This is a genomic window from Pseudoalteromonas sp. Of7M-16, from assembly GCF_022347805.1.
Taxonomy (GTDB): Bacteria; Pseudomonadota; Gammaproteobacteria; order Enterobacterales; family Alteromonadaceae; genus Pseudoalteromonas; species Pseudoalteromonas luteoviolacea_F.
The window spans coordinates 288,543-305,851 of record NZ_JAKRFY010000008.1 but is presented as its reverse complement, the minus strand read 5'-3'; the positions used below and the strand labels follow the sequence as shown (position 1 = coordinate 305,851).

Below are 17,309 nucleotides of genomic sequence, written 5' to 3'. Positions count from 1 at the left end.
ATGTATCTCATTTTACAAACTGGAAGATGCTGTGATTTCTGCATCATCATTCAAATTGGTCAGTTCATCGATCAGATCCAACACCTCGGGCTCGACATAGTCAAAGCCTTTATCTTGTTTAAGTGCCGTTTCGATGGTTTCAGCCAATGCTTTTAGTTTGGGTACTCCGGTATAGCAGCATGCACCGTGGAACTTGTGGATGACCTTTAAGAGCAATTCTGGATCCGCTTGTTCACTGGCTTCGTTGAGGTGTTCAATGGTCTCAGGAACGCTTTGCAGTAGCATATTTAACATTTCCAGTGCGAGATGTGGCTTGTTACCTGAGCGTTGCAATGCAAGGTTCCAATCCAGCAAGTGGCTTTCAAAAGGTGCAACGCTACTTACCAGTTGCTCCTCTTTTTGTTCACGTTCGACAGGAGAAGCGGCACTGTGGTCACATATGATCTGCTTCAGCATGTCTTCATCAATGGGTTTAGTCATGTAGCCACTAAATCCATCTTTTACCAACTGCTCTTTTTCGCCTGCAAGGGCATGCGCAGTGACGGCGATGATGGGGGTGTCATCATTCATGGAAGACTCTTTAATGCTTATACACGCAGTGATCCCATCCATGATTGGCATTTGAATATCCATAAATATTAAATCGTATTTATGGGTTTTACACAGCCCGACTGCTTGCGCACCATTATGAGCAGTTTCAATGGTTTCAACTTGCTCTTCTAGCAGCGTATAGAGTAGTTTTAAGTTGGCGTCGTTGTCATCCGCAATAAGCACTTTGAGTGGTAAGTGTGTCGCGTTGTTGGTTTCAATCGATAAATCTGGATGATCTAAGCGGTAAGGCGCGGCCAACATTTCGCAGAGTTTTCGATGGTGAAGTGGCTTACTGATACACGCATCAGCACCGCTACCAATAAGCGACTCTCGCATATTATGAGAGATGGTATTGACCATGAGGTATAAATAGTCGGCTTTTTCTCTAGCGTGATTTATGTAGCTTTTTACCGTCTGCATATCGTCGACGGTTGCCATATTGCCAACCAGACAAATGTCGTAACTGAACTCTTGTGACAGTGCATTGAAAAAGGCTTCGTCACTGTCACACACGGTGACTTGCATATGCCAACTTTCAATTTGGGCGATCACAGCATTGCGCGTGTGTTCTTGTGGTTCAAAGTATAAGACGCGTTTATTCTCAAGCGGCTTGCAGGGGAGATCGTCATTGAATAAGCGGCTCGGTAAGTTAAATATGGCATTAAAAGTAAAGCAGGAACCGCTACCAAGTGCTGAGTTTAATGTGATCCTACCTTGCATGACCTCCACGATATGTTTGGTGATAATTAAGCCAAGTCCGGTACCACCAAATTTTCGAGTAATGCTTGTGTCAGCTTGAGCAAATGGCGTAAATAGCGTGTCTTGTTTTTCTTGTGCAATGCCGAGGCCGGTATCGCTGACGGAAACCAATAGAGATGTCTGTGAGTCACCTTTTAGACGATGGCTAATGTCTACTTTGACCGACCCCTTCTCTGTGAATTTAATCGCATTGCTGATCAAATTTATAAGCACTTGTTTAAAGCGTGTCGGATCGCCAACCAAGTTGTCAGGTACTTGTCGATTAATGGCAATTGACAGCTCTAATTGCTTTTCATAAGCACTGGGCGCAAGTAGTGTCATCACTTCGTTGACCGCATCTCTAAGTTGGAACTGGATATTTTCAAGCTCCATAGCGCCCGCTTCGAGTTTTGAGAAGTCTAATATGTCGCTAATGATGGTAAGCAGGCTGTTTGCGGATAGCTCAATGGTGTCTAAATAATCTTTTTGGTGTTTATTTAGTGGTGTTTTATACAATTGGCGAGTAAAGCCAATTACACCGTTTAGCGGGGTTCGCAACTCGTGACTCATTTTGGCTAAGAAGTCTGACTTTACGCGGTTCGCGACCTGCGCTTCTTTTTTCGCAATATTTAATTGGATATTTTGTGTTTCATATTGCTCAAGGGTTTCTCTGTAGTCACTGGTGGCCTGATCTATGTGTTTTTGCATTTCATCTCTTTGGCCGACCATCTTTTCACTGATGGTGATAAGACCTTGACGCATCATGTCAAATTCCCCTTGCATTTGCTGATTGACGCCAATATCCGTTTTTCCTTCAATTAGTTTGTCTGTTGCTAACTGCAGCTGGGAAAGTGGAGTAGAGAACATGCGACTTAAGCGAGTGGATAAAAAGACACTCAATAAAAGTGCGGCAAGAATAATGGTGCCGCTTAAAAGCAATGCTTTTTGCTGGCCAATAATGGCTTGGTCTTGGCTTATTTCAACCATTAAAACGGCGATAGTTTGGGCATGGGCATCTTGCCATGTAGCACCAGTGCCATAATCCTTTACAGGCGAAAAGATAACAAAATTATTGCGTAGCTTTTGTGCTTCAGTTGCGTGCAGGGCAGCGACATTACCGCGATAGTGCAAATCGTTAAATTCACTATGGTAATTGCTGGTCATAATGAGCTGGTTGTGCAAATCAAATACCGCAATACTGTTGACTAAAGACGCATGTTGATTATGCGCTTTAGTAATGATGCTGTGCAATTTGGCTTTATCTTTGGTGTTGAGCGGGTGCTCTACAGTCATTGCCAGCGAGTTCGCGATGCTGGTGCCTTGCTGTTTCAAGATTTGTTCAAGCTCTACGTAGCGATTTATAGTAAAATATCCGCCAAGTATTAAACCGATTAACACCGTCGGGATCAGGGTAAGCAATAAAACGCTATCGCGTAAGCTTAATTTAGACATATTGAGCGATATAAAACTTTGATAATTATGAACTCTAGATTAGCGAGTTCATTGGTGTTTAGCAATGTATAAGGGGCGGTACATGGCACAAATTTTTCGTGCTAAAAAAGCATCAGTGAAAGGTCAGGTCATTGAAGTGTCAATTGAATCACTTGATCATCAAGGGCGAGGCGTAGCAAAGCATAATGGCAAAGTTGGGTTTATTGAAGGTGCTTTACCCAGCGAGCAAGTTAAAGTGCGTATTAACCAACAAAAAGCCAAACTATTTGAGGGCAGTGTTGCAAAAGTTGTTAAACCAAGTGAGCAGCGTGCAATCCCATTTTGTCCCCACTATCAAGAATGTGGCGGCTGTTCGCTACAACATTTGGAGAAGTCTGCACAGCTAGCACACAAACAGCTTGCGGTTGGCAAACTGTTTGCCAAGTTTTCAGGCACGAGTGAGTTACCATGGAGCTTACCTATATCCAGTGATGGCTCGCACTATCGACGTGCAGCTCGAATAGCAACGTACTTTGACAAAAATGAGAAAGTGCTCAAGCTTGGGTTTCGCGCTGCAAAATCAAAAAAACTCGTCAATGTCGCTGAATGCGGTGTATTGAAAAAAGTGTATCAATCTATCTTTGTTGACTTAAGAGCCATACTAAATCGTCACCCTCAACTTCGTAGCATTAGTCATATTCAATTATGCGAGGCTGATAACGCGCCTTTTGTTTTGTTCCGTCATACAAAAGCAATTGATTGTGCAGCCAAGCAAATCGTTACTGACGAGTTTGATAAAAAAGGCTGGCAAGTATTATGGGATGACGGCAACGCTGAAGTATCTTATGCATTGTTACCTCAATATGCAGTGGATGAAACTCAATTTGAATTTAAGTTGGACAACTTTATCCAAGTTAATGCAGCGGTGAACGAAGCAATGTTACATCAGGCAGTGACTTGGCTCGCGTTATCGGGAAAAGAGCAGGTGCTTGACCTGTTTTGTGGCATAGGTAATTTTTCCTTACTGTTTGCAAAACAAGCAAAGAAAGTCATAGGAGTCGAAGGGGTTGCTTCTTCTGTTGCAATGGCTACGCAAAATGCGCACACTAACGATATCGACAATGCGCAGTTTTTCCAGTTTGATTTGACCCAAGATATGGCAACAGCAGAGTGGTTCAGCAATGAGTTAGATACTTTAGTGTTAGACCCGTCACGAACGGGGGCTTATGATGTCCTCAAACAAATGCCACTGAAGCAATTCAACAAGGTTTTATACGTGTCATGTGATCCGGTTACCTTGGCAAGAGACAGTGCGCTTATTTTGGCCGCTGGGTTTACTGTTAGCAAAGTCGCACTGATGGATATGTTCCCTCACACCGGGCATATTGAAACAATGGCGTTGTTCCAAAGGAGGTAGTCAATAATGGTAGCGACTCGCCAATCTCACCACGCAACACTTCCGGCTGATTTTGACGCGCGTTTGGCGTTGTTAAGTTTGTCTGAAGAAAAAACTGATCGACTCAATGAAGCATATGCTTTATGTCCCGCGGAGACCGATGGGGATCTGCTGGAGAAAGCCATTGAAATGGTTGAGATTTTGGCTGAGCTGAATTTTGACTCAGAATCCCTTGCAGGGGCGTTTCTAACCCCCTATTTTCTAGCGCAGCAATTAGATATTGAAGCGATTGAAAAGTCTTTGGGCGAAAATATCGCGCTGTTATTAAAAGGTGTGGAGCAAATGGCTTCAATAAGCACCTTGGCGCATCAAAGCAAAGGCAATGTCCAAATAGACAAAATCCGTCGTATGTTGCTTGCGATGGTAGAAGATGTGCGTGCAGTTGTGATCAAGTTGGCAGAGCAGATCTGCTATTTGCGCAGTGTAAAGGATGCCTCAGAAGAAGAGCGCGTCGTGGCGGCAAAGACCACCGCGAATATTTTTGCGCCGCTAGCAAACCGTTTAGGCATTGGTCAACTTAAGTGGGAACTTGAGGACCTTTCTTTTCGTTATCTACACCCAGAAAGTTATAAAAAAATTGCCAAAAAATTGGCCGACAAACGCCTTGCTCGTGAAGCATATATGAGTGATATGGTTGCAGCGGTACAACAAAAATTGACTGATGCGAATGTCACGGCAGAAGTTTATGGCCGTCCGAAGCACATCTACAGTATTTACAAAAAGATGTCTCAAAAAAACTACGAGTTTGAGCAGCTATTTGATATACGCGCTATGCGCATTGTGGTAGAACAATTGCAGGATTGCTATGCGGCACTAGGTATCGTACATACTAACTGGCGTCACCTCAATAAGGAGTTTGACGACTATGTTGCGACCCCTAAGCCAAACGGCTATCAGTCAATTCACACTGTCGTATTTGGCCCTGAAGGAAAAACAGTCGAAATCCAGATCCGCACCCATGATATGCATAAAGATGCGGAAATGGGGGTGGCTGCACACTGGATGTATAAAGAAGGTGCGCTGCCTGGTCGCGGCTCCGGCTATGAACAAAAGATAAGCTGGCTAAGAAAACTACTGCAATGGCAAGAAGAAGTTGTTGATGGCAGTGAATTTGCCGAAGAGTTAAAGAACCAAGTTGTTGAAGATCGGGTTTATGTCTTCACGCCACGCGGGGATATTTTTGATCTACCGCTGGGGTCAACTCCGCTCGATTTTGCCTACTACATACACTCCAATGTAGGACATCGCTGCATTGGGGCGAAAGTGTTTGGCAAAATAGTGCCTTTTACTTACAAACTTTCAACTGGGGATCAAATTGAGATCTTAACCCAGAAAAACCCCTCACCGAGTCGTGATTGGCTCAATCCGTCTTTGGGATATATATACTCTTCTCGTGCGCGCAGTAAAATCCATCACTGGTTCAAACAGCAAGACAGAGATAAAAACCTACAAGCGGGTAAGGAAATTCTTGATAGTCACCTACAAAAGCTGGATATCAGTTACAAAGAGTTAGAGCCTGCCATCGAGCGCTTTAACTTTAAAGAGTTGGACGACTTGATGGTGGCGATTGGTGCGGGGGATGTACGTATCAATCAGTTTTTGAACTTTATTCAAGATAAACCAGAATCTGAGCCTAAATTAAAGCTAAGCACCCGTAAAAAGCACAAAGGTGATAAAAACGGCATTGTAGTCGAAGGTGTGGGTAGCTTGCTCAGTCACGTTGCAAAGTGTTGCCAGCCTGTACCGGGTGACGCCATTGTTGGCTATATCACTCAGGGGCGGGGTATTGCGGTACACCGTGCCGATTGTGACTCATTTGCTCACATAACGGAGCTACACCCGGAGCGCGAAATTGCAGTCAGTTGGTCTGATGATGTGCAATCATTCTATGAAATCACTATTCGGATAGAGGCCAATGATAGGCAGGGGCTTATCCGAGATATTAGTGCGATTTTAGCGAATGAAAAAGTCAATGTACTCAATATGAATGTGCAAACTCAACATGAAAAAGGGGTGGCAATCTTTACAATGAAAATTGAAGTCGGCGATTTATCCGCAACCAACCGTTTACTGACAAAGCTTCTACAAACAGAAGGCGTGTTTGAAGCCAAGCGCCAGCATTAGGGGGATTTGATGAGTGATAATATACAGCGTCTTGTAGACATTATGGTTACTTTACGCGACCCTGAAAGAGGTTGCGATTGGGATAAGCAGCAAGACTTCAGTTCGATTGTTCCTCACACCCTAGAAGAAGCGCATGAAGTGGCTGATGCCATAGAGCAGAGAGATTTTGCTGCACTCAAAGATGAGCTAGGAGATCTGCTGTTTCAAGTCATTTTTTATGCCCAGTTAGGCAAAGAGGCTGGCCTGTTTGATTTTGAGTCCATTGTCGCAGGACTCAATGAAAAGCTTGTGCGTCGTCACCCTCATGTGTTCGACAAAAAAGCTTCTTTGACAGAGCAAGAGTTGGATGCTCAATGGGAGGCGATTAAACAGTCCGAACGTAAAGAGAAAAAAGCATTCGGCGATGATGTGATCCAAGGGCTGCCGGCATTAACAAGAGCTAAAAAAATACAAAAACGCGCAGCTTCTTTGGGGTTTGACTGGCCTGATTATCATGGCGCACTGGATAAGGTTGAAGAAGAAGTAGACGAAGTAAAGGAAGCCATGGCACAGGATCCGTATTCAGAACATAGCGCGGAAGAGCTTGGCGACCTGCTTTTCGCGACAGTGAATGTTATTCGTCATGCGAAACGTGATCCCGAGCAGTTATTGCGTCAGGCTACCAGAAAATTTAGCAATCGATTCATCCAGATAGATGAGGTTTTAGCCAAGCGAAACCTGACCTTAGAGGAAGCTAGCTTAGAGCAAATGGACGATGCTTGGGAGCACATAAAAAAGCGCGCAAAGTAATCTCGGTGTTTGAGTAGACAATTTTTGCTGGATTGCTAATCGCGCTTTTGCTATACTATTGCCCCGTCTTGATTCTTATTTAAATTCCATTTTCCTTGATATTCTAGGGTTCGCATGAGTACAAAATTTATCTTCGTAACGGGCGGAGTTGTTTCCTCCTTGGGTAAAGGTATTGCAGCTGCTTCATTAGCTGCGATTTTAGAGGCACGTGGCCTTAACGTGACTATTCTTAAGCTGGATCCTTATATCAATGTTGACCCGGGCACAATGAGCCCTATTCAGCATGGTGAAGTTTTCGTAACTGAAGACGGGGCTGAAACTGACCTAGACCTTGGTCACTATGAGCGCTTTATTCGCACCAAAATGACTAGTCGTAACAACTTTACGCAAGGTCGTGTATTTGAAGACGTTTTACGTCGTGAACGTAAAGGCGAGTACTTGGGCGCAACAATCCAAGTTATCCCACATATTACCAATGACATTAAGCGCCGAGTAATTGAAGGTGCAGAGGGCCATGATATCGCGATCGTAGAGATCGGTGGTACGGTTGGTGATATTGAATCACAGCCATTCCTTGAAGCGATCCGTCAGCTTGGGACTGAACTGGGTCGTGAGCACGCATTATTTATGCACCTAACGTTAGTGCCTTTCCTTGGTGCAGCTGGTGAAGTAAAAACTAAACCGACTCAGCACTCAGTAAAAGAGTTACGCTCAATTGGTATTCAGCCAGATATCCTAGTCTGTCGTTCTAATTGTAAGTTGCCGGCAAATGAAAGAGCGAAAATTGCACTCTTCACTAACGTAGAAGAAAAAGCAGTAATCTCGCTTCAAGATGTTGATAGCATCTACAAAATCCCAGCGTTGTTAAAGTCTCAGGAACTAGACAACCTAGTTTGTCGCCGTTTCTACCTTGAATGTCCTGAAGCTGATTTATCTGAGTGGGAACAAGTGCTTTATCAAGAGTCTAACCCGACAGGTGAAGTAACAATCGGTATGGTGGGCAAGTATATTGAGCTTCCTGATGCATACAAATCAGTTAACGAAGCTCTTAAGCACGCAGGTTTGAAAAACCGTGTAACAGTTAATATTGAATATGTTGACTCTCAAGATATCGAAAGCAAAGGTACTGAGCGACTAGACCACCTTGATGCAATTCTAGTTCCTGGCGGATTTGGTAATCGTGGCGTTGAAGGCAAGATCCTTGCTGCTAAATATGCCCGTGAAAACAAAGTCCCTTATTTAGGCATTTGCCTTGGTATGCAAGTGGCACTAATTGAATATGCGCGTAATGTTGCAGGTTTAGAAAATGCTAACTCTACTGAGTTCGATGTGAATACGCCAAGTCCAGTCGTTGGTTTGATCACCGAATGGCTAGATGCAGATGGTAATGTTGAAACTCGTACCGAAGAGTCAGATCTTGGTGGGACAATGCGTTTGGGTGCTCAGCTATGTCATTTAGCTGAAGGCTCTAAAGTACGTGAAGTATATGGTAGTGCAGAAATCACAGAGCGCCACCGCCATCGCTACGAAGTGAACAACAATTTTGTTGAGAAACTAGAGCAAGCAGGGTTGGCATTCACTGGTTTATCTGAAGACAAAAAGCTAGTGGAGATCATTGAAAATAAAGATCACCCTTGGTTTATTGCAGCTCAGTTCCACCCTGAGTTTACCTCGACCCCTCGCGATGGACACCCATTGTTTGAAGGGTTTGTTGGTGCAGCATTCAGCTACCAAAAAGAAAACTCTTAAGAGAAAAAGCCGTGCACGAGTGCACGGCTTTTTTGTTTAAATACCTTGTTTAAATACCTTAGGTATTGCTATGCGACTGAAACACACAAAGGCGGTTGCATAGCAATGCAAATTAAGCAGAAATAAAAACACTCACCACTTTGGGAAAAGAGGAATCAAGATGTCAAAAATCGTAAAAGTGATTGGCCGTGAAGTTATGGACTCACGTGGTAACCCAACCGTTGAAGCCGATGTTCATTTAGACTCGGGTGCTTGGGGCCGCGCGTGTGCACCATCAGGTGCATCAACAGGAACTCGCGAAGCACTTGAATTACGTGATGGTGATAAGTCTCGTTACTTGGGTAAAGGTGTACTTACAGCAGTAAACTTTGTAAATAAAGAAATTGCACAAGCGCTAGAAGGCCAAAATGCGCTAGAGCAACGTGCTGTTGACCAAATCATGCTTGACCTAGATGGTACTGAAAACAAAGAAAAGCTAGGTGCAAACGCAATCTTAGCTGTATCTCTAGCAACAGCTAAAGCTGCTGCGCAAGAGAAAGGTGTTGCATTGTACGAGCACATTGCAGACATTAATGGCACAGCAGGTCAGTTCTCAATGCCAGTACCTATGATGAACATCATCAACGGTGGTGAGCATGCTGACAACAATGTTGATATTCAAGAATTTATGGTTCAGCCTGTTGGCGCTTCAAGCTTCCGTGAAGCATTACGTATGGGTGCAGAAATCTTCCATAGCCTGAAAAAAGTATTGAGCGCACGCGGTTTAAATACAGCTGTTGGTGACGAAGGCGGCTTTGCACCTGATCTTAAGTCAAACGAAGAAGCGTTAGAAGTAATCGTTGAAGCAGTTGCGGCTGCAGGTTATGAAATGAACAAAGACGTGACGCTTGCACTTGATTGTGCATCTTCTGAGTTCTACAAAGATGGTAAGTATGACCTAAGTGGTGAAGGTAAGGCGTTCGATTCAGAAGGTTTTGCTGATTTCTTAGCTGATCTTGCTGCACGTTACCCAATTGTGTCTATTGAAGATGGCCTAGACGAGAGCGACTGGGATGGTTGGAAGATCCTAACAGACAAAATTGGTGAAAAAGTGCAGCTTGTTGGTGACGATCTATTCGTAACTAACACGAAAATCTTAAAGCGTGGTATCGATGAGAAGATCGGTAACTCAATCTTGATCAAATTTAACCAAATCGGTTCTCTTTCTGAGACGCTTGATGCAATTAAGATGGCGCAAGATGCAGGCTTCACAGCGGTTATCTCTCACCGTTCAGGCGAGACAGAAGATGCAACAATTGCTGATTTAGCAGTTGGTACGGCGGCAGGCCAAATCAAAACTGGTTCTCTATGTCGTTCAGACCGTGTTGCTAAATACAACCAGCTTCTACGTATTGAAGAGGCATTAGGTGACAAGGCTGTTTACAATGGTCGTTCAGAGATCAAAGGTCAGTAAGACTTAATATTTGATATGTATTGTTGAAAAGCCCGCTGTACGCAAGTACAGCGGGCTTTTTTTATTGCATTTATCAAGTGGCTCTAAGGTAGATTGGAGATGGGTTGTCAATGAAAATAATATAGGTACAATTACTGTCGGCTGGATAGCCAACTCAAATAACTAAAAAGGAAAATAAAAAATGATACATAAAGTCTCTACTCTTGCCGCTTTATTTTTAGGTGCTACGCTGAGTTTTAATGCAGCAGCCACTAAAACTCACTACTGCTTTGGCAAAGTATCCAACGTACACTTGACTAAAAATGGTTCCGTTTCAGCCTCTTTTAGTGGTATTGGTAGCACACCTTTGAGCGTAACAAACTCTGTTGTGTGCAGCTTACAAGGTGGTTCTGACGGCCATACTAGTGAGTATTGCCATGCGATGTACAGCGCTTTATTACTGGGGTTGTCGACTCAAAATACTGTGACTATGTGGTTTAAAAACAATGAGAGCAGTTGTCCTACAGGGGATTGGACTTCACTAGTATCAAAAGGTTTATACCATTTCAGAATTGTTAAAGCCTAATACTATTGTGGGCTTCACTCTACCAGTATAGGGTGGATAATTGCGAATTAAGCTGATGCTTAATTCGCAAATTGATTGACCAAAATCGTGTGTGTAAATTGCGTTTTTAAATAAAACCCTCTGGGCAATGTTTTGATTAATCCACCTCGTGGACCAATTGCATCAGTTAAAACTTTACTGTTGGCCGCTTTTGGCCTGATCTGCATGACCTCTCCTAAGTGACCTGATATTTCATCTACGCGTCCAAGTGCGATTAATTCGATTTGTTCTTCCCAATCACGTTGCAATTGCGCCTCTTGCTGCGCATCAGGTTGCCATAAAAATCCAGTGCCAATAGTTCTATCAATCGGGGGAATATCACGCTCAGCTAGGATTGGAAGCCAAAGTACATGATTGAGTTTTTTCTTAACGCTCGAGCTTTGCCATGTCAATCCCGTCAGGTTGGTCAGTGGCACAACAGACACATAGGTTGTTTCAAGGGGCTTTCCTGCATAACTGAGTGGTAAGGTTTTGAGTTCTATGCCGATATGTTCAAAATCAGGCACAGGCTTTGAACCTGCACTGGCGCCCAATACATATTCTAATAGCTGTCCGGGCCAGCCTTTTTCTCGTAGTAAATCATCTGGACTTTTAAAGTGATATTGAGCAGCTAGCTCACCCAGAGTTAACCCGGCGATCGTCTCAACACGCTGCAATAATTCTGAAACACTAGTTGGCGGAGCGGGTTTTAGCATTGCTTTACTTACCTAATATAGAAGTAGGGAAATTTTATCAGAATATAAAGGGGTTGTGGATTAAGTTGGGTTGGTTGTTTTTTGAACTGAGTTTGTTTGGTGGTATTTTAAACAGCTTTTAGTGGGGTGTGAATAGTTTAAGTTTATGATATTTATGTGTTTTATTGGTTTTTGATAAGATTTAGATGATTGCGAATCAACAAGAATTTGGATAAATACAGATATATGAACAATATTATCCACAGTTTCTGTGGAGAAGTTAGCTTTTTAACTGTAAATCTGTGGATTTGTTTGTAAAATGTGCTTGATGGTATTGAGTTATGCACAAGCTGTGAGTAACTTGAGTAAAAGCGGGAATAATATTTGCTGATGCCAGCTATATATGGAACAATCAAATAAAATAGACATAAGAATGAGGCGCTAAGGTGATTGATGCCGAAGGATTTCGTGCCAATGTGGGAATTGTAATATGTAATAACCAAGGGCAAGTATTTTGGGCAAGGCGCTATGGTCAGCACTCTTGGCAGTTTCCCCAAGGAGGTGTAGATGAAGGTGAGACCCCTGAGCAAACTATGTATCGCGAGCTTCACGAGGAAGTGGGGTTAAGGCCTGAGGATGTCGAAATTGTAGCCAGCTCTAAGCACTGGCTCAGATACAAATTGCCAAAAAGGTTAATTCGTAAGGATTCAAGTCCTGTTTGTATAGGGCAAAAGCAAAAATGGTTTTTACTCAAACTTAGGTGTAAAGACGAGGAAGTTGACCTATTGAGAACTCACCATCCCGAATTCGATGATTGGCGGTGGGTAAGTTACTGGTATCCGGTAAGGCAAGTGGTGTCATTTAAAAGAGATGTTTATCGTAGGGTTATGAAAGAGTTTGCACCATTTGCAATGCCGTTTAATCGCAAAGAACATAGCCATAAAGATCATTGGCGAAGACGATAGATAGGGTAACAAAGTGCTAGCAACGTTAAGGTCAATTGCGCAGTCAGTTTCTCAACAAGATAACTTAGGTGACGCTCTAAACCTTTTCGTTGTGATGGTAAAGCAGGCCATGCACACGGACTGCTGCTCAATTTACTTTGCGGACTACAGTCAAGACAATTTCGTTCTTATGGCTAGTGATGGCTTAAACCCCGAAGCTGTAGGCCAATTCAGGATTGGATTTACAGAGGGGTTAGTTGGCCTAGTCGCACAGCGCGAAGAAACGATTAACATCGCCCAAGCGCAGGTGCACCCTCGTTTTAAACACTCTCCTGAGGTTCAAGAAGAAGGTTTCAATGCCTTCTTATCGGTGCCAGTTGTCCACCAACGAAAAGTTCTCGGTGTGATTGTAGTGCAGCAAAGAAACACGCGAGAATTCAGTAACGACGAGGAGTCATTTTTAATCACCTTGTCTGCCCAGTTAGCGTCTCAATTGGCCCATGTTGAACTACAAACGTTGTTAAAACAAGACGCGACCAATCACAAAACATCTGTGTTAAAAGGTGTTGCCAGCACCCCAGGAATTGCACTTGGTAAAGCGTACGTCGTGTTGCCTAAACTGGACTTTTCCAGTATCGAATCAACAAAAAATACAAATCTGAGTGAACAAAAAAAGTTATTTAAACAAGCTGTGGATGCAACTAGACATGAGTTTCATGTGCTTGCTAATCGCCTATCGTTATCTTTACCCAAAGAGGCATTGGCTGTCTTTGAGGTTTATCAACAGCTTTTAGATGCGCGCAGTCTAGGTCAGCAAGTTAACAAAGAGTTAGAGCTCGGCTGGGATGCGAAATCTGCGCTAAAACATGTAATTGAAGATCTGGTAACTCAATTTGAGGCAATGCAAGATCCTTATATCAAAGAACGAGCAGTGGATGTAAAGGATTTAGGGTTAAGAGTATTACATCATTTGGTTAGTACTGAGTCGGTAACAAAGTCATATCATGAGCAGACCATTTTAGTCGCGGAGACACTCACTCCCGCCATGTTAGCACATGTACCTAAAGACAAATTGGTAGGGGTGATCAGTGTTCATGGTTCAGCGAATTCTCATGCTTCAATATTAACTCGGGCAATGGGGATCCCGGCAATTTGGGGGATTGAAAATATCCCACTACTGCAGTTTGAAGACAAGCCCATCATTCTTGATGCTTATGCTGGGAGAGTATATGTTTCTCCATCTAAAGTACTGACTCAAGAATATGAGGCACTTCGGCAAAAAGAAAGCCAACTGCATGATAAGTTTGATGCGGAACATGATTTGCCGCCCATTACCCTAGATGGAGAGCGCATCAGCTTACTATTAAATGCGGGGCTTGATCTTTCTTCAGAACATATGAGCGCAAAGTACAGTGACGGGGTCGGTTTATATCGTACCGAATCTTGGTTTATGCAACGGGGACAATTTCCATCTCAAGCAGAGCAAGAGCAGTGTTACCGAGAAGTGTTGTCTCTGTATCATCCTGAACCCGTTGTTATGCGTACTTTGGATATCGGCGGAGACAAAGTCTTAGATTATTTTGACATTGAAGAAGAAAACCCATTTTTGGGCTGGCGTGGAATAAGAGTTACACTGGATCACCCAGAACTTTTTCTCGATCAGCTAAAAGCGATGATTAAGGCAAACGCAGGGCTCGGTAATTTACGAATTATGCTGCCAATGATAGGTCATACGGAAGAAGTGGATGATGCGCTGGCTCTGCTTGAGCAAGCCTATTTTGAACTACAAGAGGAATGGGCTGATCAGTTTTATCAGATAGATAAACCTGAAATTGGGGTCATGATAGAGGTGCCTTCAAGTATCTTTTTGTTACCTGAGTGGGCAGAAAAAGTCGATTTTTGCTCTGTGGGTAGTAATGACCTAACGCAGTATTTACTGGCAGTAGATAGAGCCAATTCACGTGTTGCTAAACTCTTTGAACCATATCATCCTAGCGTACTAAGGGCGCTAAATCGCATTGCCACAGATTGCCAAGCACTGGAATTACCTTTTAGTTTATGCGGAGAGCTGGGCTCAGAACCTGAAGGCGCGATTTTACTCGTGGCTATGGGTTATCGCAGGTTGAGTATGAATATTTCGGCGTTGAATAAAGTAAAATGGGTGCTTAGAAGGCTCAAGGTGACTGACATGGAAGCCTTACTTGAGCAATGTTTGAGCGCATCAAGTGCGATTCAAGTACATCGTTATTTACGAGAGTTTATTATCGCTCAGGGCTTAAGCGAAATCATCTATACGCAATCAGGGCCAAAGAACGTTTAGATTCTAAAATCGGTTTTTTCATGGAACGAGTCGTGAGCTGAATGAATAGCGTTTAGAGTTTAGTTAAAGAACGCTATTTTTGAATCAAGAGAATAGGTGTGCAGGCTCACAGCAGATGCGTTAACATAGGGCACAACAATAACAAAGAGCATCATAATGAACATCATTATGTCTATTAACGCACCTTTGGTTTTAAGCTGTGCGTTACTCGGTTGTGTGGTCGGTTTTTTAGCTGGGTTGCTTGGTATTGGTGGTGGCCTCATTATTGTTCCGGTCCTATCGGCAATATTGGTCAGTTTTTCAATATTACCCACTGAGCAAGTCATCGTAGTGGCAATTGCGACCTCATTAGCCTCAATATTATTTACTTCAACGTCTTCAGCAATTGCACATCACCGAAATGGCAATGTACCTTGGACTATAGCACCTTGGGTGGTGGGCGGTGTCGCGATAGGTGCGCTTTTAAGTGGCTTTTTTACCACCTTAATCCCTGCTTTGATCATCAAATGGATATTTTTACTGTGTGTGATTTTAATCGCTGCAAAAATGGTTATTTCAAGCCGTAAAGTCGAACAAAACGTCACTCGAAGTTTACCCAGCGGTGCGATGATTACTGGCATAACGAGTATAATGGGCGCGCTCTCAGCCATGATTGGCATTGGAGGAGGGGTGCTTGTAGTACCATTGCTTAACTATTTTTCTATAGATATGAGAAAAGCCATAGGGTGTGCCGCGGTGAGTGGTATTGTAATTGCTTTGTTTGGCAGTATTGGTTATATCGTTGCGGGTAGCGAAAAGTTAACTTTGCAACAAGGCTTTTTGGGATATATTTACTTACCGGCTTTATTTGGTATTGTACTGACTTCTTGGTTTACTGCACCACTAGGTGCTAAAGCCACACATTATTTACCAGTAGCAACAATTAAAAAGGTGTTTGCATTCATTCTCATCGTGATTGCAGGCAAAATGTTATTTTATTGAGGGAAAGCGATGGCTTTGCAGTTTCCGGAAATTGATCCGATTATATTTTCAGTCGGTCCACTAAGTGTCCGTTGGTACGGCCTTATGTACTTAATTGGTTTTGCATTTGCGATGTGGTGGGCAAATAAAGAAGCTGATAAACCCAACTCGGGCTGGACGAGAGAACAAGTCAGTGACTTATTATTTTATGGCATGTTAGGGGTCATTTTAGGCGGCCGTATTGGCTACGTGCTATTTTACAACTTCTCTTCATTTTTATCAGATCCGCTGATGCTATTTAAAGTATGGGAAGGAGGAATGTCTTTCCACGGCGGCGCACTGGGCGTCATCACCGCGATTTTTATTTTTGCATGGCGAACTAATAAGTCCCCTTTGGCTGTGGGAGATTTTGTGGTGCCTATGGTACCAGTGGGGTTATTGGCAGGCAGGATCGGTAACTTTATTAACGGTGAATTGTGGGGACGACAAACGGATGTACCTTGGGCGGTAATTTTTCCTTCGGGCGGCAATGTTCCAAGGCACCCCTCCCAATTGTACGAAGCGTTTTTTGAAGGTTTGGTGTTATTCTTAATTCTTGTTTGGTATCGCAAACAGCCGCGTCCAGCAGGTAGTATTGCAGGACTATTCTTATTGGGCTACGGCGTGTTTAGGTTTGCAATTGAATACTTCCGTCAACCTGATGCCCATATTGGGTTGCATGCCGGTATTATCTCACAAGGGCAAATATTGTCGTTGCCAATGATAATTGGCGGCCTGGGCCTGATGATTTGGGCGCATCGCCGAGAAGCAGTTAAAGCTGCTTAATTACATGCTTATGGTCTTTGCTAAGTGAGTAAATTACTCACTTAGCTAGGCAGTGTTTTATTCTTTGTCGATTTAGCGTTATAGTAGTGCTACAAAAATCAAAGGTATCAGACTTGTGAGTGATCGCAAATTATCAAAAACAATACATAACCCTGTGCAACTGGTATTAGTTGTTGCAGTGTTTTTGATGTTTGTATTTCAGCCATTGGTGCAGGCAAAAATGATATGTGATCATGATATGCCCATAGCTTCTAAAGCGGTGGCCATGCATGATGTTCACCAGAGCATAACGCAGTCTCATGACCACAGTAGCGGTATGCACCATGATACTTCTATGGCAACACACAGTGATATGGATTGTTGCAAAACTGATTGTACTTGCCCTACCAGTTTGTGTGCGCCGTTTTCTCTTTTTATCAGTGAAGCGAATATCTTTTCTACAATCAATTTAGCGACAGACAAACCTGTTTCTGGCTATGTTGGTTCACCTAACCAATTTATCAACTCCGTATATAAACCCCCCATTTTGGTGTGATCCTAGGGTTATTGCGCCCTAAATGTCTTGTATAAAAATTGGTCACCTTGATGTCTGCCTATTAGCCTGTGCTGTGAACGCATTGGGTTCTAGTTTTAGCGATATGTGTCGGTGGC

The 17,309-nt window shown here is 43.2% G+C and carries 13 protein-coding genes; 11 read left to right on the top strand and 2 right to left on the bottom strand.

What is annotated here, in order from left to right; genetic code table 11:
• Positions 1–12: 12 nt before the first annotated feature.
• Entirely contained in the window at positions 13–2,781 is a 2,769-nt protein-coding gene (gene barA / locus MHN81_RS11110) for a two-component sensor histidine kinase BarA (RefSeq protein ID WP_023397145.1), read from the bottom strand.
• Between the two features lie 82 nt (positions 2,782–2,863).
• Between barA and rlmD the strand changes: the two genes are divergently transcribed.
• The 6 genes from rlmD to MHN81_RS11080 all read left to right on the top strand — a co-directional run bounded on the left by rlmD (position 2,864) and on the right by MHN81_RS11080 (position 10,896).
• On the top strand, positions 2,864–4,177 hold the full coding sequence (gene rlmD, locus MHN81_RS11105; RefSeq protein WP_239425732.1) for a 23S rRNA (uracil(1939)-C(5))-methyltransferase RlmD: 1,314 nt from the start codon (positions 2,864–2,866) through the stop codon (positions 4,175–4,177).
• A 6-nt stretch (positions 4,178–4,183) separates the two neighbouring features.
• The gene (gene relA, locus MHN81_RS11100; RefSeq protein ID WP_023397143.1) at positions 4,184–6,340 is read left to right on the top strand and encodes a GTP diphosphokinase; all 2,157 of its coding nucleotides are present in this window, start codon (positions 4,184–4,186) and stop codon (positions 6,338–6,340) included.
• Between the two features lie 9 nt (positions 6,341–6,349).
• On the top strand, positions 6,350–7,129 hold the full coding sequence (gene mazG, locus MHN81_RS11095) for a nucleoside triphosphate pyrophosphohydrolase (RefSeq protein WP_023397142.1): 780 nt from the start codon (positions 6,350–6,352) through the stop codon (positions 7,127–7,129).
• A gap of 114 nt (positions 7,130–7,243) precedes the next feature.
• Complete coding sequence (locus tag MHN81_RS11090; protein WP_023397141.1) at positions 7,244–8,878, top strand: CTP synthase; 1,635 nt, start codon at positions 7,244–7,246, stop codon at positions 8,876–8,878.
• 160 nt (positions 8,879–9,038) lie between these two features.
• Complete coding sequence (gene eno / locus MHN81_RS11085; RefSeq protein ID WP_023397140.1) at positions 9,039–10,331, top strand: phosphopyruvate hydratase; 1,293 nt, start codon at positions 9,039–9,041, stop codon at positions 10,329–10,331.
• A 181-nt stretch (positions 10,332–10,512) separates the two neighbouring features.
• Entirely contained in the window at positions 10,513–10,896 is a 384-nt protein-coding gene (locus tag MHN81_RS11080) for a hypothetical protein (protein ID WP_023397139.1), read from the top strand.
• Between the two features lie 59 nt (positions 10,897–10,955).
• Here MHN81_RS11080 and mutH read toward each other — a convergent pair whose 3' ends face one another.
• On the bottom strand, positions 10,956–11,630 hold the full coding sequence (mutH, locus tag MHN81_RS11075; RefSeq protein WP_023397138.1) for a DNA mismatch repair endonuclease MutH: 675 nt from the start codon (positions 11,628–11,630) through the stop codon (positions 10,956–10,958).
• 425 nt (positions 11,631–12,055) lie between these two features.
• Between mutH and rppH the strand changes: the two genes are divergently transcribed.
• The 5 genes from rppH (at position 12,056) to MHN81_RS11050 (ending at position 17,193) form a co-directional block, all read left to right on the top strand.
• Positions 12,056–12,574 (top strand): RNA pyrophosphohydrolase, encoded by a 519-nt coding sequence (rppH, locus tag MHN81_RS11070; RefSeq protein WP_023397137.1) that lies wholly within the window; start codon positions 12,056–12,058, stop codon positions 12,572–12,574.
• Between the two features lie 13 nt (positions 12,575–12,587).
• Positions 12,588–14,873, top strand: coding sequence for a phosphoenolpyruvate--protein phosphotransferase (gene ptsP / locus MHN81_RS11065; RefSeq protein WP_023397136.1), 2,286 nt, complete (start codon positions 12,588–12,590; stop codon positions 14,871–14,873).
• A 168-nt stretch (positions 14,874–15,041) separates the two neighbouring features.
• Complete coding sequence (locus tag MHN81_RS11060) at positions 15,042–15,854, top strand: sulfite exporter TauE/SafE family protein (protein WP_036974841.1); 813 nt, start codon at positions 15,042–15,044, stop codon at positions 15,852–15,854.
• A gap of 9 nt (positions 15,855–15,863) precedes the next feature.
• Positions 15,864–16,658 (top strand): prolipoprotein diacylglyceryl transferase, encoded by a 795-nt coding sequence (lgt, locus tag MHN81_RS11055; protein WP_023397134.1) that lies wholly within the window; start codon positions 15,864–15,866, stop codon positions 16,656–16,658.
• A 115-nt stretch (positions 16,659–16,773) separates the two neighbouring features.
• On the top strand, positions 16,774–17,193 hold the full coding sequence (locus tag MHN81_RS11050; RefSeq protein ID WP_239425731.1) for a hypothetical protein: 420 nt from the start codon (positions 16,774–16,776) through the stop codon (positions 17,191–17,193).
• Positions 17,194–17,309 lie beyond the last annotated feature (116 nt).